Origin of the sequence: Sporobacter termitidis DSM 10068 (assembly GCF_900130065.1) — a bacterium.
GTDB classification, from domain to species: domain Bacteria; phylum Bacillota; class Clostridia; order Oscillospirales; family Oscillospiraceae; genus Sporobacter; species Sporobacter termitidis.
Window position 1 is genome coordinate 18,363 of sequence record NZ_FQXV01000016.1, and the last position, 20,675, is coordinate 39,037.

The window sequence follows — 20,675 nt, forward strand, 5'->3', positions numbered from 1 at the left end:
GTTTTATAATTGGGCGGCAAAGACCGGTAAAATGGGGATATCTTCCCGGTTTTTGTCTTGGGGGTGCCCTTGCTGATTACATACATAATAGTGCGTAAACGTCGTACCAATTTAGATAAATTGTATCAAAAGTGCGTTCAAATGTAAATGGCAAACAACTACTTAAAATTGACGGGTTAATTCTATGCACTTTATCATAAATAACGGCGTAATTCGTTGCGTACTACCGAATTATTGACAATGGGCAGCGGGGAGATGGTGCGGAAGTATGTGCAAAATAACGGAAAAATCTCTCCGGCAGATTGCCATTTTCATAACGAAATTGTTTTAGAATACAAAAAAATAAAAAAATTTTACAATCATTCAGCCGGTATATCCATGTCCCGATAGGTGACACCGTACCGCTCCCGGAGCATATCCAGGATCTGCTGCGCGCGGTCCATGCGTTTCATGGCCATTGCCAGCGCCTCCGGGTTCCCGGCAAAGCGGGCTTGCAGCGCCTGGCGGGTCCTCCCGACCGGCGCGCGGGCGCCGGCCCGGCAGAGCTTGTCCGCCAGATAAAGCAGGGCCGCCTCGTCCGGCTGCGGGACGTAGTCCTCCGGCAGGTCCATGTGGATATCAACGAGCCGGGCCGCGGCGGGATACCCCTCGCAAAGCAGAAGCTTGGCGCCGGCATTGGCGTGCTCGGGCTCCGCCCGGGCAATGTCATGCAGGAGGCAGGCGGCGGAGAGGAGGCCCTCGTCGATGAGTCCGCCCTTTTCCCGGAGCAGTCCGCTCAGGCGCAGCGCCAGCGCGTTCACCTCCCGGCAGTGGGCGGCCACGTTGTCAGGCATCTTGTATTTTTCCATGAGGCGCGCGCAGGTATCCGCGTCGGGATAGACCGGCAGGCCGAGATAACGGAGCAGCGCCTCGTAATCGGCCGGCGTGTCCATATCCGTCACGGTGCCGCCGTCGTCCGTCTCCACCTCCGCCGCGGGGAACCGCGACAGATAGCCGCGCATGCCGTCCGCGCCGTCGTAGTCCCGGAGCCCGGCGGCAAAGCCGCGGGGGATCAGCGGCGGGTGGCCGCGCCGGCCGTTATATGTTGGATACACGACGGTTTTGCCGTTGTCCAGAATAAAGGCGGCGATGATTTTCTCCAGTGTCTCCGGCCGCACGGCGCAGTGGTCCACCGGCAGGAGAAAAAAGCCGTCCAGGTCCGCCGGCAGGGAATGGATACCGGCCTTCACCGAGGTGAACATCCCTTCAGAAAAGCGGCTGTTAAAAATGTGCCGGACGTTTTTGGCGCGGCACCTGTCCAGCTCGGCCTCCACGTCCTCGTGGCGATATCCCGTGACGACGGAGATGGTGTGGACCTTCTCCAGCTTGCCCAGGCCGACGGCGCGGTGCAGCGCGCTTTCCTCTCCCACCGGGAGCAATGGCTTCAAAACGCCCATGCGCTGGGAATACCCGGCGGAAAGGATGATCAGGCCGATTTTCATGATCTCGCCTCCAGTCCTGTAAATATTATCATATTTCGCTCTTTTTGAAAACTGCCGCCGGTGCTATAATTGTGATACTTTATTAGTATTGACGGAGGGCGCGATGGAAATCAGAGAAGTCCTGAGGGGCGATTTGCCCGGGCTGCTGCGGCTGTATGAGCAATTCGATAAAGGCGCCGCGGCCGAAATGGGCGGGCCTGCCGAAAATATCTGGCGCGGCATCCTGGCCGACAAGAATCATCATGTCCTCGCCGCGTTTTCGGGCGGCCGCCTTGTCTCCTCCTGCGTGCTCGTCGTCGTCCCGAACCTGACCCACGGCGGCCGGCCCTACGGACTCATCGAAAACGTCATCACCGACGAGGACTGCCGCCAACAGGGGTATGCTACGGCCCTGCTGGATTATGCGGCGGCGCTGGCCCAAAGCGCCGGGTGCTACAAGCTGATGCTGATGACGGGCTCGAAAAAGGAGAGCACGCTCCGGTTTTACGAAAAGGCCGGGTACAACAAAACCGACAAAACAGCCTTTATCCGCTGGCTGTGACGGCCCCGGCGAGCCGCGTACATGAAGACAGGAATTTAGAAAGAGACAAGCACATGGATAACGGGAAAATTGAGGCACCGTTTCGAAAGCAGTTGCGTCTGAAAGGTTACAACTACTCTCAGGCGGGATATTACTTTGTGACGATATGTACCCTCCATCGACGCGAAATATTGGGTCACGCCGTAGGGGGCGATGCCCACATCGCCCCGTCGGTCCTTTTGAGTGAAATTGGAGCAATTACAGAGAAGTATATAAAAAATATAGATTCAAAATATGAGAATGTGTATGTCGATAAATACGCCATTATGCCGAATCATATCCACATGATTATTGAACTGAAAGACGGGGCGATGTGGGCATCGCCCCCTACGAATACCATAATACCAAAGATTATCCGGACGTTGAAGACACTGGTGACAAAAGAGGCCGGTACATCAATTTTCCAGAAATCCTATTATGACCACATCATACGTGACGAGGCCGACTATTTTACCAAATGGAACTATATCGACACAAATCCCGCCAAATGGGCGGATGACGAATACTGCGAGGCTGTGCCGCATCCCATGAAATAACCGTTGCAACCGCCGGTTGACAATACGCCAGGTGTGACTGGTTGTGATGCAACTGCGGTTTTGCTATTATGACACTGTCAAAAGAAAGGAGTGTCGGTTTTGAATATTGCAGACAAAATTCAAAATTTAAGAAAAATAAAAGGTATTTCGCAGGAAGAGCTTGCGGACAAGGTTGGCATATCCAGACAAGCCGTTTCAAAATGGGAAAGTGCGCAAAGCACACCCGATATTGAGAAAATCATTTTGATGAGTGATTATTTTGAGGTGACCACAGATTACCTCTTAAAAGGAATCGAACCAAAGAAAGAAGAATTTAAGAAAAAGCCGGACGCTGGAATCTTTTCAATTACCGGCACGGCATTTAACTTTATAGGATTAATCGTGTCGGTGATGATATGGCATGAGAAGCAAGCGGCGTCCGCCGTGGCAGCCGGACTCATCCTTATGGCAATAGGCTGCGTGAGCTTTGCCGTCGGGCAGACCATAGGGGCTGACGAAACAAAGGTCAAGGCAAAGAGATATTATTGGCTGATTAATTTGTGGGCGCTGATGTTCATTCCCCTATCGCTTTGCTTCAATGTGCTGGATGGTTTCTTTGGCGGATATACAGGTTTGATTGCGCCTTATCCGTTATTGGGAAATTCATTCGTCACCTATGGCCTGTGCTGGCTGGCATACTTCGGAATTTGTATCGCGGGAGATTTAATCCTGATAAAGAAAGGTAAAGCGTTCGGAACAAAAAAATGATTGACATTTCGCGGGCCCTGCCATATGATAAAGCATAACAAGTGCATAGATTAAACCTTTGAGCAAGAAGAGTACAAAAAGTCTGGTGCATCCAGAGAGCCGCTATGTGGTGGGAATGCGGCAACACGGATTTTTTCGAATGGGCTTGCGAGGGTGGCTCAAAACCGGCCTCCGGGAGTAGACGCCGACGGGAATCCTGTCCGTTATCAGTAGGGCGCGTATGATGGTACGCGGAAGAGCGGATGATTTATTTCATCAATTTGGGTGGCACCGCAGAAGTTTTAAGGCTTTTGTCCCATGTGGGGACGAGGGCTTTTTTTATTTCTCCGGTTCCGCCCTTTATTTTTTGAGAAAGGAGTTTTCATCCCATCAATGAAAATGTGTGACAATAATGATCCGACCGTCCTGTGAAACAATCGAAGAGCTGGCCAAGACCTACAATACCATCCCCGTCAGCCGGGAGATTTACGCCGACGTCACCACGCCGATCCTCCTGCTGCGGAAGCTTGCCTCGATCAGCAGCCGCTACTATCTGCTGGAGAGCGTCGAGGGCGGCGAGAAATGGGGGCGGTACTCCTTTCTCGGCTACGACCCCGTCCTGCGCGTCACGTGCAAAGACGGCGCCGTCACCATCGAAGGCGGGGAGACCAAAACAGTCGTGACCGACAAGCCCCTCGCCGCCCTGCGGGAATTGCTGTCGGGCTACCGCGCTCCGCGGCTGCCGGACCTGCCGCCCTTCACCGGCGGCTTCGTCGGCTACTTCGCGTATTCCATGATCGGGTACGCCGAGCCCGTTTTGAAGCTCAAAAAGGGAGATACGAACGACTTTGACCTCATGCTGTTCGACAAGGTGATCGCCTACGACCACCTAAAGCAGAAGATCTGCGTGATCGTCAACATGAGTACCGGCCGCCTGATGGAAAACTACGGCAAGGCCGTGGCGGAGCTGGACAGCATCGTCCGCCTGATCGGAGAGCCCGCGCCGCCCGCGCCCGCCCCCCGCGCCGGGAGGCAGGCGGAATTTACCTGCAGCGTCACCAGGGAGGCCTACCGCGCCCAGGTGGAGAAGACGAAGAAATACATCGTCGACGGCGACATTTTCCAGGCGGTCATCTCCCGGCGGTTCGAGGCCCCCTTTGAAGGGAGCCTCCTGGACGCCTACCGTGTGCTGCGCACCACAAACCCGTCGCCGTATATGGTGTTCATGCACCTGGACGACCTGGAAATCATGAGCACCTCGCCGGAAACGCTGGTGCGGCTCCAAAACGGCCGGCTCGCCACCTTTCCCGTGGCCGGCTCGCGCCCCCGGGGCGCCGACGACGCGGCGGACAAAGCCCTGGAGGAGGAGCTCCTCCGGGATGAAAAGGAGCTCTCCGAGCACAACATGCTGGTGGACCTGGCCCGCAACGACCTGGGCCGAATCTCAAATTTCTCCTCCGTCAAGGTGATGGACTATATGATGATCCACCGGTATTCAAAGATCATGCACATCGCCTCCCGGGTCGAGAGCGATATCCGGGAAGACCGGGACGCGCTGGACGCCGTCGAGGCTGTCCTCCCGGCCGGGACGCTCTCCGGCGCGCCTAAAATCCGCGCCTGCGAGATCATTGAGGAGATCGAGGGCCTGCCCCGGGGCATCTACGGCGGGGCGCTGGGGTATATCGATTTCGCCGGCAACCTGGACACCTGCATCGCCATCCGCATGGCGGTCAAAAAAGACGGCAAAGTCACCGTCCAGGCCGGCGGCGGTATCGTGGCCGACAGCGTGCCGGACCTGGAGTACGAGGAGTCCGGCAACAAGGCCAGAGCGGTGATGAACGCCGTCATGAACGCGGGGGAGGTGAACGCGGGATGATCTTGATGATCGACAATTACGACAGCTTCACCTACAACCTGGTGCAGCTCATCGGCGGTATCGATCCCGATATCAGGGTCGTGAGAAACGACGCGCTGACAGTCCCGGAGATCGAGCGCCTGCAGCCCAGCCACATCATCCTCTCCCCGGGCCCCGGCTACCCGAAGGACGCCGGCGTCTGCGAGGACGTCATCCGGGCGCTGGGCGGCAAATTCCCGGTCCTGGGCGTCTGCCTGGGGCATCAGGCCATCTGCGAGGTGTATGGCGCCGAGATCACCCACGCCGTCAGATTGATGCACGGCAAAAAGAGCGACATTTTTATCGATACCGGGAGCCCTGTTTTCGCGGGCCTGCCCGAAAAAATCGAGGCCGCCCGGTATCATTCGCTGATCGCCAGGCGGGATACCGTGCCCGACGCCCTGAAAATCATCGCCCAGGACGGGATGGGGGAGATCATGGCGGTCTCCCACCGGGAGCTTGATGTTATCGGCCTGCAGTTCCATCCCGAGTCGGTCCTGACGCCGCAGGGCGGCGTTATCATCCGCAACTTTTTAAAGATCGGAGGGTCTTCACATGATTAAAGAGGCCATTAAAACCGCGGTGGAGGGGGTGAGCCTCCCCTTTGAAACGGCCAGGGAGGCCATGGACGAGATCATGCGCGGCGAGGCCACGCCCGCCCAGATCGCCGCTTTCCTGACGGCGCTCCGCATGAAGGGCGAGTCCATCGACGAGATCACCGCCTGCGCAACAGTCATGCGCGAAAAGTGCACCCGCCTGCCGTTCGACCGGGAGGTCATGGACATCGTGGGTACCGGCGGCGACGAGGCCCACACGTTCAATATATCAACGGTCACGTCCTTCGTCGTGGCCACGGCGGGCGTGCCGGTGGCCAAGCACGGCAACCGCAGCGTGTCCAGCAAGTGCGGCGCCGCCGACTTCCTGGAGGCCCTGGGCGCGAAGATCACCCTCACCGCCGAGGAGAGCGCCCGGGTGCTGGCGGAAACCGACATGTGCTTCATGTTCGCCCCCAACTATCACGCCTCCATGAAATACGCCGCGCCCGTCCGCAAGGAGATCGGCGCGCGCACCATCTTCAACATCCTGGGCCCGCTGTCGAACCCGGCGTTCGCCTCCATGATGCTGCTGGGCGTCTACGACAAAAGCCTTGTGGAGCCGCTGGCCCGCGTACTGTCGAACCTGGGAGTCCGGCGCGCCATGGTGGTGAACGGCGACGACGGGCTCGACGAGATTTCCCTCACAACGACCACCACCGTCTGCGAAGTGGACGGCGGCGCGCTCGCCCGCTACAGCCTGGACCCGCGGACTTTCGGCCTGGCGCTTGCCGCCCGGGCCGACCTTGTCGGCGGCGACCCCGCCGAGAACGCGGCCATCGCCCGCCGGATTTTAGGCGGCGAAACAGGGCCGAAGCGCGACGTGGTGCTGCTGAACGCGGCCTCCTGCCTGTATCTGGCCGGGAGGGCGCCCAGCATCATGGTCGGCGTTGCTCAGGCCGCCGCGCTTATCGACAGCGGCGCGGCACAAAAGAAAATGGAACAGTTCATCCGGGCGACAAACGAGGTGGCGGCGCATGATCCTCGATAAACTCGCCGACGCCACCCGCCGCCGCGTCGAAGCGCTCAAAGCGCAGACGCCGCCGGAAGAGCTCAAAAGCCGGGCGCTGGCGATGGACAGGGGCGCATTCCCCTTTGAAGCCGCCCTGCGCGCGCCGGATATCGCCGTGATCTGCGAGGTCAAGCGCGCCTCGCCGTCCAAGGGCGTCATCGCCGGGGAATTCCCGTACCTGGACATTGCGCGGGACTACGAAAAGGCGGGGGCGGACGCCGTCTCTGTTTTGACGGAGCCGGACTATTTTCTCGGCCACCCCGATTATCTGAGCGGGATCAGGGCGCAGGTGGGCCTGCCCCTTCTGCGGAAGGATTTTATCCTGGACGACTGCCAGCTCTATGAATCAAAGCTCATCGGCGCCGACGCCGTCCTGCTCATCTGCGCGCTGCTGGACACCGAAACGCTGAAAAGCTATATCGGCATCTGCGACAGCCTCGGCCTGTCGGCCCTGGTGGAGGCCCACGACGCGCCGGAAATCCGCTCGGCCCTCGCCGCCGGAGCGCGCATCGTCGGCGTCAACAACCGCGACCTCAGGACGTTCCAGGTGGACTTGGGCAACAGCGTCCGGCTGCGCCCCCTGGTACCCGGCGATATCCTGTTCGTGGCCGAGAGCGGCATCAAAACGGCGGAAGACGTCGGCCTGCTCCGCCGCGCCGGGGTCAACGCCGTCCTCATCGGCGAAACGCTCATGCGCAGCGGCGATAAAAAAGCGGCGCTGCGGGAGCTGAGAGGTATGGCGTGATATATCTATCAGATATATATCTGATAGATATATTGTAACTCTGGGCGGACGGGCGATTGATAATCGCCCCTACGGGGTGTGTCCGCGTATATTGCGGGGGCCAGAGGTGCCGGCGGCCCTTAGGTTTCGTTCGTTTCCGCCGTCGTGCTGTGGGAAACGGAATGGCACAGGAGACATTCCCAAGGCGCAAAACCTTGCCGATGCCTGTAGGGGCGATTATTAATCGCCCGTCCCGCCCGTCAAAGGCACAGCACGTAGGGGCCGCCGCCGTGCTCCGCGCGGGCCGCCGTCCCACGCCCTTCCGTAGGGGCAGACCTTGTGTCTGCCCTCCCCGATACGCCGTGCAGCAATGTTACAGGGCGGACACAAGGTCCGCCCCTACGACGCCAAACGCCGCGGACCAACCTCGGCGGTACCGCAATCAGCAACGTATAAAGAAGGATAACAGCATGACTAAAATCAAAATCTGCGGCCTGACGCGACCCCAGGACATCGACGCCGTCAACGAGGCGCGGCCGGATTATATCGGCTTCGTCTTCGCCGAGAGCCGGAGAAAGGTAACGCCGGAGCAGGCCGCCGGGCTGAAGAGGCGCCTGGACGGGCGCATCAGGGCGGTCGGCGTCTTCGTGAACGCCGGCCCGGACGAGATCGCGCGCGTCGTCAGGGACGGCACCATCGACCTTGTCCAGCTGCACGGCGACGAGGACGCGGCGTATATCGAAGACCTGAAGCGCCGGGTCGGGATACCCGTCATCAAGGCCGTCCGCGTCCAAAGCCCCGGGCAGGTGCTGGCGGCGCAGGCGCTGCCCTGCGACTATCTCCTGCTGGACACCTACCAAAAGGATGCCTACGGCGGGACGGGGAAGACGTTTGACCACGGGCTCATCCCGCCGCTTCAAAAGCCCTTTTTTCTGGCCGGCGGGCTGAACGCCGGGAATATTAAGGAAGCCGCCGCGCTGGGCCCCTGGTGCCTGGACGTCAGCGGCGGCGCGGAAACGGACGGCGTCAAGGACGCGGCGAAAATAATAGAAATTGTCAGGATCGTGAAGACGGGTGAACACCGTTCGCCTTCCGTGGTAAATAATTAATGCTCTGGGGAGGATCAACATATGAAGGGACGATTCGGCGCCCACGGCGGGCAATACGTGCCGGAGACGCTCATGAACGCGCTCATCGAGATCGAAAAGGCGTATGATTTTTATAAAAACGACGCGGCGTTCAACGCGGAGCTGAACGACCTGCTGGCAAATTACGCCGGCCGGCCGTCACTGCTCTACGATGCCGCGCGGATGACGAAGGATCTGGGCGGGGCGAAGATTTATTTAAAGCGCGAGGACCTGAACCACACCGGCTCCCACAAGCTCAACAACGTGCTGGGGCAGGCGCTGCTGGCCAAAAAAATGGGCAAGACCCGCGTCACCGCCGAAACGGGCGCCGGCCAGCACGGCGTGGCCACGGCAACGGCCGCGGCCCTCATGGACATGGAGTGCGAGATATTCATGGGCCGGGAGGACACGGAGCGCCAGGCGCTCAACGTCTACCGCATGGAGCTCCTGGGCGCCAGGGTCCATCCGGTGACGAGCGGGACAATGACGCTCAAGGACGCCGTCAACGAGGCGCTCCGGGAGTGGACGGCCCGCATCGGCGACACCCATTATATTTTCGGCTCCGTCATGGGCCCCCACCCGTTCCCGACGCTGGTGCGCGACTTTCAGAGCGTCATCGGCAGAGAAGTGAAGGCGCAGCTTTTGGCGCGGGAGGGGAAGCTGCCGGATGCCTGCGTGGCCTGCGTCGGCGGGGGCAGCAACGCCATCGGACTCTTCTATGATTTCATCGGCGACCCGTCGGTGCGGCTCATCGGCTGCGAGGCGGCGGGGCTCGGCGCGGACACGGCGCGGACGGCGGCCACCATCGCCACCGGCACCCCGGGCATCTTCCACGGCATGAAGAGCTATTTCTGCCAGGACGAGTTCGGCCAGATCGCCCCGGTCTATTCCATCTCGGCGGGGCTCGATTATCCCGGCATCGGCCCGGAGCACGCCCATCTTCACGATATCGGGCGCGCCGAGTACGTGCCGGTGACGGATGACGAGGCCGTGGACGCCTTTGAATACCTCTCCCGGCTGGAGGGGATCATCCCCGCCATCGAGAGCGCCCACGCCGTGGCTTACGCGCGCAAGCTGGCCCCGGCGATGGGGAAGGAGCAAATTATTGTCATCAACCTCTCCGGGCGCGGGGACAAGGACGTGGCCGCCATCGCGCGGTACAAGGGGGTGGACCTCCATGAGTAGGCTCGGCGATGTTTTCAAGAATAAAAAAGCCTTTATTCCCTTCGTCACGGCCGGGGACCCGAAGCTTGAGACGACGGAAAAGCTGGTGCTCGCCATGGCGGAGGCGGGCGCGGACCTCGTCGAGCTGGGCATCCCGTTTTCCGACCCCGTCGCCGAGGGCGTGGTCATCCAGCGGGCCGACGAGCGCGCCCTGGCCGCCGGCACGACGACGGATAAAATCTTCGAGTCCGTCCGGCGTATCCGGCAAAAGACGGACGTGCCGCTGGCGCTCATGACGTACATCAACCCCATTTTCGCCTATGGGCCCGGGAAATTCATGAAAAACTGCCGGGATGCGGGCGTCGACGCCGTCATCGTCCCGGACCTGCCCTTTGAGGAGAAGGGTGAGATCAAAGCCTTCTGCGGCGCATACGGCGTCACCCTCGTCTCGCTCATCGCGCCCACCTCCAACGAGCGCGTCGCCATGATCGCCCGGGAGGCCGAGGGGTTTGTCTATGTGGTGTCGTCCCTGGGCGTCACGGGCGTGCGGAGCGAGATCGTCACGGACCTTGCCGCCATGATCGCGCTCGTCAAGGCGGCAAAGGATATCCCCTGCGCCGTGGGCTTCGGCATCTCGACGCCGGAGCAGGCGCGGAAGATCGCCGCCGTGGCCGACGGGGCTATCGTCGGCAGCGCCATCGTCAAAATCGTCGAGCAGTACGGGGAAGCGTCCGTTGACCCGGTGCGCGATTACGTGCGCGAAATGAAGCGCGCCGTTGCCGGGGAGGCCTGAGCATGGTGTTCGTCCTTAAGAAAAACGCGGCGGAGGACAAGATCGCCGCGTTTGTGAAAAAAATCGAAGGGGCCGGGTTCACGACGTTTTTGAGCACCGGTACGGAGCACACCGTCGTCTGCCTCATCGGCAACACGGCCAGGCTGGACGTGGACTTTATCGTCCAGACGAACGAGATCGTGGAGTACGGCAAGCGCGTGACCGAGCCGTACAAGGCCGTCAACAGGACGGTCCACCCGGCGGACACGCTGGTCACCGTCGGCGGCGTAACGATCGGGGAGGGGTACTTCCAGGTCATCGCCGGCCCCTGCTCGGTGGAGAGCGAGGCGCAGATCATCGGGGTCGCCCGGTCGGTCAAGGAGAGCGGAGCCACGCTCCTGCGGGGCGGGGCGTTCAAGCCGCGCACCTCGCCGTATTCCTTCCAGGGCCTGCAGGAGAGGGGATTGGAGTATCTCCTGGCCGCAAAGCGCGCCACCGGCCTGCCTATCGTCACCGAGGTGATGAACCAGACCCAGTTGCCGCTCTTCGGGGACGTGGACGTCCTCCAGATCGGCGCGCGCAACATGCAGAATTACGATCTGCTTAAGGAGGTCGGGCGGTGCAGAAAGCCGGTGGTGTTAAAGCGCGGCTTTTCCAGCACCATCGAGGAATTTTTGATGAGCGCGGAATACATCGTGGCCGAGGGAAACCCCAACGTCATCCTCTGCGAGCGGGGCATCCGCACCTTTGAGACGATGACGCGCAACACCCTGGACCTCTCCGCCGTGCCGCTCCTCAAGCAGAAGTCCCACCTGCCCGTCATCGTCGACCCCAGCCACGCCGCCGGCATCCGCAGCCTCGTCCCCGCCCTGTCGAAGGCCGCCGTCGCCGTCGGCGCCGACGGCCTTATGATCGAAGCCCACAACGACCCGGCAAACGCCCTCTCCGACGGCGCCCAGTCCCTGGACCTCGACCAATTCCGCGACCTCTGCGGCGAGATACGCAGAAGGGCAGAGTTCGAGGGGAAAAAAGTAAAATAAGCTGAAATAAAATTAAGTAATGGAAAGGCAAAAGCCTTTCCATTACTTTTTACCGGCAAAATAGAATGGTTTTTTGAAGATGAAAAGCATTGGATGGACCGCGGATACGTTACGATGAAAACGCTCGTTTTTTGACTTTTTTCCGGAACAATATGGATGGCCGGGCGACACTATGGTAAAATGTTCTACACGCAGAGTTAACGCAGGGAGGAAACACATGCTTACAATTGATCATGTGACAAAAAGATACGGCAAGACAATTGCAAATAATGACATCAGCTTTTCGGTTGACAGCGGTCAGATTGCAATACTTCTCGGTCCAAACGGCGCTGGAAAATCCACCATTATCAAAAGCATCGCGGGCCTTCTCCGCTTTGCGGGAAAAATTGAGGTGGACGGCCACCCGAACAAAACGCTGGAGGCGAAGCGGTCCCTCGGATATATTCCTGAAATGCCGGCGACTTACGATTTGCTGACGGTTGGCGAGCACCTGGAATTTATCCGGCGCGCCTACCGTGTTGAGGATGATGGGTACGGGCAGCGGCTCCTGGAGCGTTTCGAGCTCTGGGATAAAAAGGATAAGCTGGGCAAGGAGCTCTCCAAGGGCATGCTGCAGAAGCTGTCCATCTGCTGCGCCCTTTTACATAAGCCGAAGGTGCTTGTTTTCGACGAGCCGATGGTCGGGCTCGACCCGCACGCCATCAAGGAGCTCAAGCTGCTGTTCCGGGAGCTGAAAGCGGAGGGCGCCGCGGTCCTCATTAGCACGCACATGATTGACAGCGTTGAGGATTATTGGGACATCGCCCACATTATGGTGGGCGGCAGCTTCGCCGCCACCAAGAGGAACACCCCGGAGGAGATCAAGGCGCAGAGCCTGGAAGATCTATTCTTCCAGATCACCGAGGGAAAAGAAACGGGCGGCGGGGTGAAGGTCTGATGAGTAACCCGCTGTCTTATCTTTTGCTGACGAAGCTGAAAAATCAGATCAAAAGCTTTTTCAAAAGCCCGGTAAAAATCATCTGTCTGATTTTTTTCATTGCGATGATCGTGGTGACGGTTATCAGCGGCAACGCTGCCGATGCGGCCGGCAAGGTCTTCGGGGATATCCGGGAGCTGACCGCGGGTATCACGGTATTTTATTCCGTGATGTTCGTGCTGATGTCGTATAAGGGGTTCGGCAACGGCGCAAGTATGTTTTCAATGTCGGACGTCAATTTTATTTTCCCGGCGCCCTTCCATCAGCGGAAAGTGCTGTTTTACGGTCTGTTTCAGCAGATAGGGGCCTCGCTTCTGCTGGGATTGTTCATTCTCTTCCAATATTCGTGGATGCATAACGCCTTTAATATCAGCTACGGAACTTTGCTGATCATCCTGCTGGGCTATGCCATGACCGTATTTTTCGCGCAGATTGTCGCCATGGCGATCTACGCCTTCACCAGCGCCGATGACGGCAAAAAGCGCCTTGTGAGGACAGTATACTTCATCATCATCGCCGTGTTCGCGGTCTATATCGCCGTCCTTGCGCTCGGGGACCAGACGCAGCTTGTTGCCAATGCGGTAAAGGCCGTCAACGGCAGGCTTGTCGGGCTCTTTCCCGTGTCGGGGTGGATCGGAAGCGCCGTTGCGGGTTTCATCGTTGGAAATGCGTTTAATACCGTCCTGGGACTTGCGCTCTGCGCCGTTTTTCTTATCGCGCTTGTCTGCCTGATCACCTACGGTAAACAGGATTTTTATGAAGACGTTCTCAAAAGCTCGGAGGTTGCGCAATCGGCTATCACCGCGCGCAAGGAAGGACGTATCGCCGACGCGTCGCCCAGCCGTGTCAAGGTCGGGAAAACCGGTATCGAAAAAGGGTTCGGCGCGAGCGTGCTCTATTATAAACATCGTCTGGAAAACAGACGCTCCCGCGTATTTTTTCTTGAGCCGACGAGGCTGACGTTTGCCGTCATGACGATTATCCTGGCTGTTTTCATGAAGCGTGCCGGTATTTCCGCCATATTCGCAACGGCGGTATTCTTTCAGATTTTCACCACTGCGCTTGGCCGGTTCAATAAAGAGCTGACGAAGCCGTTTATCTACATGCTTCCGGAGCCGCCGCTGAAGAAAATGTTGTTCGCCCTGGCGGAGGTGCTCCCGTCGACAATCGCCGAAGCACTGATTATATTCATTCCGGTTGCGCTGATCGTGGGGGCAAGCCCTCTCGATACGGTGCTGTGTATCGTCGCCCGCCTCTCCTATGCGTTTTTGATTACGGTAGGTAATATCGTTGTCGAGCGCCTCTGGGGCGGCAGCGGCTCAAAAATGGCGGTGATGCTCCTATACTTTGCCATCCTGCTTGTCATGGCCGCGCCCGGCATCGCCCTGGCTGTTATCCCCGCGATATTAAACCCGGACGCCATGCAGAACGCGACGGTATTTCTGGCGCTCACCGTCGGCAATCTCCCGGTCTCCCTCCTCGGCTTGTATCTCTGCCGGAATATGCTGCAGTACGCCGAGCTGAACGACCGGTAAGTGATTAAAGGCAATGAGACAAAAAAGTGAGGTGCGCCGTTGCGATATGCGATATCACCTACGGCGTCGGCAGGAGTCCGGCCGTATGGGTCGCTGGCGCGGTGGCGGGGAACTTTCTGATCCCGTTCATTTCAGCCAATAATTCCGCCATTATGTGGTCTAACGTGCCGGTTGAGCTTCAGGGGCGCGTTTTCGCGGCCCGGAATACGCCGACGTGTGGAGTTCGGGGGGAAAAAGTGAAATAAAATTTTGGCAGCAAAGCGCCGCAGGACAAAGTGATGTTCCTGCGGCGCTGTTTTATTTGCGAGAAGAACGGGAACGGCGGCGTCTCTGGAAAGACGTACCCTACAGGCTCGCCCCCGCGGTGCTATGCCACTATTCCGACAGGACAAGCCATGACCCCAAATCAAGCCGCACCTGTGTATAAGCAATCCAAAGTTAATTAATAAAATTAAAATTAAATTAAAAATAAAAGTAAAACTAAATTTAATAAAAATATTGAAATACTTAAAGCGATGGCATATAATGGATTAAAAAGGATAAAATGGATTTTAATTGAAGATCAATCCAAGTCCTGAATATTCATTTTCTCGATATTTTGCCTTTTTCGTAACTTGTCACGGCAGACGAAATAAATGATAAGCATAGTTGCAGTAGGTATGCTTCCTGTGAGTATAGTATAAATTATATTCACGCCCAAATGCCAACCAAATGCTTCTGTGCCGGTTCCTCCTGTAAATATTGAAATGATAGAGGCAATAAAGAACATGGTTGGAAGAATCAAACCTGGCCATTTCGTTTTTTTCTTTGACAAGAATATTTGTAAAAAAATTGAGCCTATGAAAAGTAACAGAAGCAAAATGGTAGGGATATAAGTTATGAACAAAGAAATATTCGGTTCCACATAGTAGTCCAGTTCCGCATAGTAGCTCATTTTATTTCTTCCTCCAATCCTTTTTTATAATGTGAAATCAATAGTTTTGCTGTATGATAATCGAATTTATCATTAACAGCCAAACGTTTAATAAGCGCAATATATGAGTCGGTTTCTCCCTCATCACTTATTTTTATCTTTTGAATTAGTCTGTCAAGTCGAAGTCTGACGGTAGGATAAGTTACACCATAATAATTAGCAATTTCTTTAAGAGAACCCGACGCCAAAATAAATCGTTTGATAAATGAGATATCCTCATCTTCGAGATTACTCATCCATTCGGGAACTACATCTATTGCCATTGCTCCCCCTCCCTTACATTTACAATAATATTATATACAAAAACAATGTTAAAGTCAATGTTTAATAAAATTAAAATAATAATTAAATTAATAGACATGAAAGTTAATATTTTGTGGGTGCATTTTGTTTAAAATTTCAGTATAAAAGTAGAACAACTAATTATGGAGGTATACACATGAAAAAGTCAATAAAAAAATGTTTAGCACTTATTATGTCTGTATGTGTTGGAATTTCCTTACTTACAGTATCGGCGCAAGCAATCGGAACCACGTCTACACCAGAGCAATTAAAGCAACTAGAAAATATCTCAAGTGAATATGGCATATCCATAAAAGAAATTAAAAATAGCGACAAACAGGAATATGCAGCGAAATATGACAATATTCAAGACTTTGAAGCAGCTTTACAGGCAGGCAAAGTTGGAGTTTCTATTGTAACTCCTGGACAGAAACCCACAAAAGCGATTGAACATTCTGACGAGAAAGAAATAGGAAATACATCTCAAATAACGCCGTTATTTAGCGGGACTATGACTGTGCACCTAGTTAGCGGAGGTTTATATGAGATAAACGCATCGATGGGCTATACATATGATATGATTGGCGATTTCAAATACTACACCGGCTTTACTGCATTTACTCCCTATTTCGAAGGGATACACCCAGGTATCACGTTTGATTTAATTAGCTGGTATGGTACGCCAATCAGTGATTTTTGGTTTGAAGATGATGGCCAATTTATCTATGTCCCGGCAAGCAGTGCAAGAATGTACTTCTATCAGTGGGAAGGAAATGTTAATACGACGGTAAGTATAGGCGGGATTAGCTATGTCATATCCCAATATGCATGGAGCTGGGGTCAGGGTGGAGGCTGATTTTACTTAAGCTTTATGAAATAAAAATATTTAGTATTTACCCCATAAAATAGAGACACATCTAGTAAAGGTTAAGAAACAAAATGCACCCTAATCCTGAGTACAGACATTTTTGCCGCAATACACGTTATTTGCGACTAGAATATAGAGAAGTTCGAAGAGTTACCATCTTCGGACTTTTCTATTTATACGGGTGATCAATCACCGAGCTCACAAGAAACACCAGAGAGAATTCGGATGGACGAGGGAAAAATATCGGGGCGGATTCCATATCCGCCCCGACACAACTCGCATTATTCCTTACATGACCAGCACCTTGTAGAGGATCGTGGCCATTTCCGCCCGGGTGATCATGGCCTGCGGGCTGAGCTTGCCGCCGCTGCCGGTGAGGGCGCCGGCCTTGACGAGGGAGGCCATGGACGAGACGGCGTAATCCGAGATCTGGTCGGTGTCGGAGAAGGCCGAGAGGTCGCTGATGGTGCCCTGCGGGACGGAGATGCCCATGGCATCGAGCGTCCTGGCGAGGATGACCACCGCGTCCTGCCTGGAGATGGCCGCCGTGGGGTAGAACTGCCCCCCGCTGCCGCCGCTGACGATGCCGTAGGATTTAGCCGCGGCGATGGCGTCGTAATAGTAGGTGCCCAACGGCACGTCGGGGAAATTATTGTAGCTGGAGCTGTCCAGGTCGAACGCGCGCGTCACCATGAGGACGAAGTCGGCGCGGGTCATGGCATCCGTCGGGTGGTAGTTCCCGTCCGGCGCGCCCTGGATGATGCCGTTTAGATACAGGTAGGATACGGCGGGGACGGCCCAGTCGTAGCCCGTCTTCATATCCGGGAAGGGCGTGGAATTGCCGACGTTGATGACGAGCTTGCCGGTAAAGGCGGACCCGGCCACGGTATAGCCGGTATAAGCGATGGTGACGGTCCCGATAAAGCCCGTTTTGGGGACGAAGGAGATGTCGGACAAGCGCGGCGAGGTCGACCTGTAGTAATTGCTTGACCCCGAGACCGCCGCGGTGTAGGAGTCCGGCGACGTATAACCGAGGAGCAGCTGCCCCTGGTCCGCGGGCGGCAGCGTGAAGACGATGTAGTTGAGCGTCGAGCCCGTCCTGTCCAGGAACGTGGCGTTGAAATCCTCCCCGTTGAGCGGGATGGGCGTGTTCGGCGCCGTCGCGTAAGTCACCACGTCGATGCTGCTGCTTTTGACCGTGATGGAAACGGTGCCGGACATGACGCCGGTCGTGCCGTACGCCGTGTAGTTGATGGTCACAACGCCCGCAAAGCTGCTGTTCGGGACAAAGGCGATATTTGATATGCCGGGGTAGGAATTGGCATAGTAGGCGGTGGACGCCGTGACGGCGGTGTTCGAGGTATATGACGGGTTATAGCTGTAGTAAAGCGTGCCGTAAGACTGGTACGGCAGCGTGAAGGTGACGTAGGTGAGCGCGCCGCCCTGATAGCCGGGGTTGTAGGCGTTATAGGCCCTGGCGAAGTCGGCGGCGCTGAACGTCACGGGAGTCAGCGCGTTTGTCGCGTAGCTGACGGTGCCCGAGGCGGAGCCGCTCACGGTGATCCTGATTTTCCCCAGATACGAAGCGCCGGTCGTCGAATAGCCCGTGTAGGACATGGTAAAGGTGCCGTTGTAGCCGCTGGCCGGCACGAAGGTGACGCCGGAAATGTACGGCGCGCCGATCATATAGAACTTTTTGTCGGCGGTGACGGCGGAGTCGTAGCTGGACGGCGAGACATAGTTGTAGTAGAGCCTGCCGTAGGTGGCGGAAGGCAGCTCAAAGGTCACGTAGGACAGCGTCTTTCCGCCGCTCAGCAGGCCGAAGGCGCCCATAAAGTCGCCGGCGTTCATCGTGACCGGCTGGCCCGACAGCGCGTCATACGAGATCAGCTGAGAGCTTTCGGCAACGAAGAATTTCAGCTTGCCGTTAAACACCGTGCCGGAGGTATTGTAGGCCTTGTACAGCACGGTGACCGTCCCCACGAAGTCCTTGGCCGGCACAAAGGTGAGGCTCGAGAGGTCGGGAGTGCTGCCGTCGGTGTATTTCGTCGCCGCGGCCGCCTTTGTGCCCGTCTGCTTGTCGGGGGCGTACTGCTCGTACAGCGTGCCGCTGGCGGCCGCCGGGAGCGTAAAGGTGATATACGACAGCGGCGTACCGGTGACGTGGAGGAACTCGGTGGAAAAATCCCTGCCCGAGAGGGCGATATAGCCGTTTTCATTCAGGGAATAGTTGACGATGCCGCCGGGGCTGTCGAGGACGGAAACGATGAGCTTGCCGCTGTAGGCCGCGCCGGTTGAGGTGTAGCCCGTGAAATAAATCGGCACATAGCCGGTGACGTCGTGGGCCGGCACAAACGTCACCATCGACAGGTACGGCGCGGAATGTGTGTAGTAGGCGCTGCCGGAGGCCGCCAGGGAGCTGTAGCGCCCGGGGGCGGTGTAATTGTAATACAGCGTGCCGTAGGTTGAGGACGGGAGCGAAAACGTGACGTAGGTCAGGTCCTTGCCCGTGGCGGCCAGGAACGAGGACTGGAAGGCGCTGGCGTCAAGCGGCAGGAAGGAGTTCTTGTCCGTCTGCAGGCTGAACGTCCCGCCGGCGCTGTTGGTGACGCTGACCGATATCGTCCCCGTGATGAAAGCGCCGCTGTCGGTATAGGCGCTGTACTTGATCGGCGCCGTCCCGATGAAGTCGGCCGCCGGGACGAACGTGATATTGGCCAGGTTCGGATTTTTGTTCAGATAGTATTTCGTCGACGCCGAGACGGCGGTGCCGGTCTTGGCGGTAAGATCGTAGTTCAGGTAAAGCGTGCCCGTGTTCTTGTCCGGCAGGGTGAACGTCACGTAGGACAGGACGAGTCCCTTTGTCAGCGAGGCAAACTGCGCGCTGACGGAGGACGCGGGGAGGGCCACCGGGATGTTCATGTCCGTGGCGCAGGAGACGACGCTGTCGGAGGCAAAGTTCATCGTGTAGGTGACGGGGGCAGCCGCCCAGGCTGCCGTGGCGACCTTTTGGTCGGCCGTGGCCGTCCAGCTGAAGGACACGGCCGCCGCCTTTGACGCGGCCTTTGTCACCAGGCGTAGGGAGCTCACATAGGCGGCGGGGATGACGGCGTTTGTGCTCAGGGCCGCGTTTGCCGCGATCGCCGGGTAGCCGTAGGTGTCGTTTTTCGGGAGCGCGGTGGCCAGGGTCAGCGTGGCGTCCGCCGCCGTGGGGATGGCGGTGATCTTGATATAGGTCAGCGGGACCGACGCGGGCGTGTATTTGAAATCGGACAGAGAGACGTTTCCGGTGCCGCCGCGCGGTACCGGGACGCCGGAGGTGAACGGCGTGAGCGTCAGTGACGGCGAGGTGATGTTGATCGTCCCGGTGCTCTGCACCAAGGGCCAGCCGTTCGTGGTCACGCCCCATTTGAACGTGGCGCTGCGGATACCGTCGCCGGACGCGGCGGCCTGGAATCTCAGCAGCGGGAGCTGGGACGCGGCAATGGTTTTCATCCCCGTGAAAGCCGCCCCGTCAAAAAACCAGGTGCCGTTGGCGGTGTCGGTGGGCTCGATCATGATCGAGGTCAGCACGCCGCCGTTCAGGTTGCAGTGGCTTGTAAAATACGCCTCCGTAAACGTCAGGATGGCGCCGCCGGTGACATCGCTGCTGATGGTGGAGGTGATGACCGGCGCCGCGGAATTGACGAACGTCAGCACGACGTTTCCGATGGGGCGCGCGCCGCCGGTGTCGGTGGATTCATAGGCCTTAACGTCATAGGATACGGTCCCCGTCGATGTGGCGCGGAAGGAAATCGTGGAGGAACCGGAGATGCGGGTGCCGAATTTATAGGGCTGCCCGTCGACCTCCAGCGTCCCGAAGAGGGGGTTGCTGCCGGAAATGGAGATGGCACCGAGGGGATCGCCGTTATTTTGGGTGTAATAAGCCCTGAAGCTGTCAAGGCTGACGGACGTTGAAACATCCGACACGGTTTTGACGCCCGAAAAGGCGGGCGTGACCTTTGCCGCCTTGACGATGCTGACGGTGTATGTCGTCTTATGCTTCGGCGTGGTGTCGTCCTCCGTGGTGTAATTGTAGGTAACGACGACCTGCACGGCCGAGCCCCCCACCCGAGCCTCGCCGCCGGAGGCCACGACGGATTTATAGATCGTCGTATCGTATGTAATGCCGAGCCCGTTTGAGAGGTTCACCGAGGTATCGGTGGAGGTGTACGGGACGGTCAGGGTGATGCTGCGCGTCGCGCCGCTGATGTTCACGGTATTCGTCAACGAATGCCCGAGGGACGTCAGGACGGAATCGTTGTCGGCCGCCGCCGCGGGCGGCACGAGACCGATGAGTAAGACGGCAGCAATCAGGCAGGCGGTCACATTTTTAAGCAGTTTCAAGCAGAT

The 20,675-nt window shown here is 57.3% G+C and carries 18 protein-coding genes and 1 other annotated feature; of the genes, 14 read left to right on the forward strand and 4 right to left on the reverse strand.

The annotated features are described in order from the left end of the window. Positions 1–359: 359 nt before the first annotated feature. Positions 360–1,481, reverse strand: a complete 1,122-nt coding sequence (locus tag BUB60_RS17235; protein ID WP_073081986.1) for a DVU_1551 family NTP transferase — start codon at positions 1,479–1,481, stop codon at positions 360–362. Between the two features lie 103 nt (positions 1,482–1,584). On the opposite strand from BUB60_RS17235, the gene BUB60_RS17240 reads away from it, so the two are divergent. The 13 genes from BUB60_RS17240 (at position 1,585) to BUB60_RS17300 (ending at position 14,160) form a co-directional block, all read left to right on the forward strand. Further along, entirely contained in the window at positions 1,585–2,022 is a 438-nt protein-coding gene (locus tag BUB60_RS17240) for a GNAT family N-acetyltransferase (protein WP_073081989.1), read from the forward strand. Positions 2,023–2,075: 53 nt separating this feature from the next. Beyond that, positions 2,076–2,597 (forward strand): transposase, encoded by a 522-nt coding sequence (locus BUB60_RS17245; RefSeq protein WP_073081992.1) that lies wholly within the window; start codon positions 2,076–2,078, stop codon positions 2,595–2,597. Between the two features lie 99 nt (positions 2,598–2,696). Then, positions 2,697–3,344 carry a helix-turn-helix domain-containing protein gene (locus BUB60_RS17250; RefSeq protein ID WP_073081994.1) on the forward strand — a complete coding sequence of 216 codons (648 nt, stop codon included), beginning with the start codon at positions 2,697–2,699 and terminating at the stop codon, positions 3,342–3,344. A 49-nt stretch (positions 3,345–3,393) separates the two neighbouring features. Further along, positions 3,394–3,645 (forward strand) — a binding site (T-box leader). 90 nt (positions 3,646–3,735) lie between these two features. Beyond that, entirely contained in the window at positions 3,736–5,199 is a 1,464-nt protein-coding gene (locus BUB60_RS17255; protein ID WP_073081997.1) for an anthranilate synthase component I family protein, read from the forward strand. Then, positions 5,196–5,780, forward strand: a complete 585-nt coding sequence (locus BUB60_RS17260; RefSeq protein WP_073082000.1) for an anthranilate synthase component II — start codon at positions 5,196–5,198, stop codon at positions 5,778–5,780. Before BUB60_RS17255 ends, BUB60_RS17260 begins: the two co-directional genes overlap by 4 nt. Beyond that, the gene (gene trpD, locus BUB60_RS17265; RefSeq protein ID WP_073082003.1) at positions 5,773–6,801 is read left to right on the forward strand and encodes an anthranilate phosphoribosyltransferase; all 1,029 of its coding nucleotides are present in this window, start codon (positions 5,773–5,775) and stop codon (positions 6,799–6,801) included. Before BUB60_RS17260 ends, trpD begins: the two co-directional genes overlap by 8 nt. After that, the gene (gene trpC / locus BUB60_RS17270; RefSeq protein ID WP_073082006.1) at positions 6,788–7,567 is read left to right on the forward strand and encodes an indole-3-glycerol phosphate synthase TrpC; all 780 of its coding nucleotides are present in this window, start codon (positions 6,788–6,790) and stop codon (positions 7,565–7,567) included. Before trpD ends, trpC begins: the two co-directional genes overlap by 14 nt. Positions 7,568–8,016: 449 nt before the next feature. After that, on the forward strand, positions 8,017–8,655 hold the full coding sequence (locus BUB60_RS17275; protein WP_073082009.1) for a phosphoribosylanthranilate isomerase: 639 nt from the start codon (positions 8,017–8,019) through the stop codon (positions 8,653–8,655). A 21-nt stretch (positions 8,656–8,676) separates the two neighbouring features. Next, positions 8,677–9,858 carry a tryptophan synthase subunit beta gene (gene trpB / locus BUB60_RS17280; protein ID WP_073082013.1) on the forward strand — a complete coding sequence of 394 codons (1,182 nt, stop codon included), beginning with the start codon at positions 8,677–8,679 and terminating at the stop codon, positions 9,856–9,858. After that, positions 9,851–10,630, forward strand: a complete 780-nt coding sequence (trpA, locus tag BUB60_RS17285; RefSeq protein ID WP_073082017.1) for a tryptophan synthase subunit alpha — start codon at positions 9,851–9,853, stop codon at positions 10,628–10,630. Before trpB ends, trpA begins: the two co-directional genes overlap by 8 nt. A 2-nt stretch (positions 10,631–10,632) precedes the next feature. Further along, complete coding sequence (gene aroF, locus BUB60_RS17290) at positions 10,633–11,649, forward strand: 3-deoxy-7-phosphoheptulonate synthase (protein ID WP_073082020.1); 1,017 nt, start codon at positions 10,633–10,635, stop codon at positions 11,647–11,649. Positions 11,650–11,866: 217 nt separating this feature from the next. Beyond that, positions 11,867–12,586 carry an ABC transporter ATP-binding protein gene (locus BUB60_RS17295; RefSeq protein ID WP_073082023.1) on the forward strand — a complete coding sequence of 240 codons (720 nt, stop codon included), beginning with the start codon at positions 11,867–11,869 and terminating at the stop codon, positions 12,584–12,586. Further along, entirely contained in the window at positions 12,586–14,160 is a 1,575-nt protein-coding gene (locus BUB60_RS17300; RefSeq protein WP_073082026.1) for a putative ABC exporter domain-containing protein, read from the forward strand. Before BUB60_RS17295 ends, BUB60_RS17300 begins: the two co-directional genes overlap by 1 nt. A gap of 562 nt (positions 14,161–14,722) precedes the next feature. Here the strand turns inward: BUB60_RS17300 and BUB60_RS17305 are convergent. Beyond that, positions 14,723–15,094: a hypothetical protein gene (locus BUB60_RS17305; protein WP_242941235.1), complete on the reverse strand. Its 372-nt coding sequence runs from the start codon at positions 15,092–15,094 to the stop codon at positions 14,723–14,725. Continuing rightward, positions 15,091–15,396 (reverse strand): DUF2089 family protein, encoded by a 306-nt coding sequence (locus BUB60_RS17310; protein WP_073082029.1) that lies wholly within the window; start codon positions 15,394–15,396, stop codon positions 15,091–15,093. The genes BUB60_RS17305 and BUB60_RS17310 overlap by 4 nt, the downstream gene beginning before the upstream one ends. 176 nt (positions 15,397–15,572) lie before the next feature. Here BUB60_RS17310 and BUB60_RS17315 point away from each other — a divergent pair, with 176 nt between their 5' ends. After that, the gene (locus tag BUB60_RS17315; RefSeq protein WP_073082032.1) at positions 15,573–16,271 is read left to right on the forward strand and encodes a hypothetical protein; all 699 of its coding nucleotides are present in this window, start codon (positions 15,573–15,575) and stop codon (positions 16,269–16,271) included. 300 nt (positions 16,272–16,571) lie between these two features. Here the strand turns inward: BUB60_RS17315 and BUB60_RS17320 are convergent, their stop codons facing one another. Then, positions 16,572–20,669: an S-layer homology domain-containing protein gene (locus BUB60_RS17320; protein WP_073082036.1), complete on the reverse strand. Its 4,098-nt coding sequence runs from the start codon at positions 20,667–20,669 to the stop codon at positions 16,572–16,574. Positions 20,670–20,675 lie beyond the last annotated feature (6 nt).

Coding starts and splice junctions, on each gene's coding strand:
- BUB60_RS17310 (WP_073082029.1), bottom strand. CDS start 15,396: ATGGCAATAGATGTAGTTCCCGAATGGATGAGTAATCTCGAAGATGAG.
- BUB60_RS17240 (WP_073081989.1), top strand. CDS start 1,585: ATGGAAATCAGAGAAGTCCTGAGGGGCGATTTGCCCGGGCTGCTGCGG.
- trpC (WP_073082006.1), top strand. CDS start 6,788: ATGATCCTCGATAAACTCGCCGACGCCACCCGCCGCCGCGTCGAAGCG.
- trpA (WP_073082017.1), top strand. CDS start 9,851: ATGAGTAGGCTCGGCGATGTTTTCAAGAATAAAAAAGCCTTTATTCCC.
- aroF (WP_073082020.1), top strand. CDS start 10,633: ATGGTGTTCGTCCTTAAGAAAAACGCGGCGGAGGACAAGATCGCCGCG.
- BUB60_RS17295 (WP_073082023.1), top strand. CDS start 11,867: ATGCTTACAATTGATCATGTGACAAAAAGATACGGCAAGACAATTGCA.
- BUB60_RS17300 (WP_073082026.1), top strand. CDS start 12,586: ATGAGTAACCCGCTGTCTTATCTTTTGCTGACGAAGCTGAAAAATCAG.
- BUB60_RS17235 (WP_073081986.1), bottom strand. CDS start 1,481: ATGAAAATCGGCCTGATCATCCTTTCCGCCGGGTATTCCCAGCGCATG.
- BUB60_RS17245 (WP_073081992.1), top strand. CDS start 2,076: ATGGATAACGGGAAAATTGAGGCACCGTTTCGAAAGCAGTTGCGTCTG.
- BUB60_RS17260 (WP_073082000.1), top strand. CDS start 5,196: ATGATCTTGATGATCGACAATTACGACAGCTTCACCTACAACCTGGTG.
- BUB60_RS17255 (WP_073081997.1), top strand. CDS start 3,736: ATGATCCGACCGTCCTGTGAAACAATCGAAGAGCTGGCCAAGACCTAC.
- BUB60_RS17305 (WP_242941235.1), bottom strand. CDS start 15,094: ATGAGCTACTATGCGGAACTGGACTACTATGTGGAACCGAATATTTCT.
- trpD (WP_073082003.1), top strand. CDS start 5,773: ATGATTAAAGAGGCCATTAAAACCGCGGTGGAGGGGGTGAGCCTCCCC.
- BUB60_RS17315 (WP_073082032.1), top strand. CDS start 15,573: ATGAAAAAGTCAATAAAAAAATGTTTAGCACTTATTATGTCTGTATGT.
- trpB (WP_073082013.1), top strand. CDS start 8,677: ATGAAGGGACGATTCGGCGCCCACGGCGGGCAATACGTGCCGGAGACG.
- BUB60_RS17275 (WP_073082009.1), top strand. CDS start 8,017: ATGACTAAAATCAAAATCTGCGGCCTGACGCGACCCCAGGACATCGAC.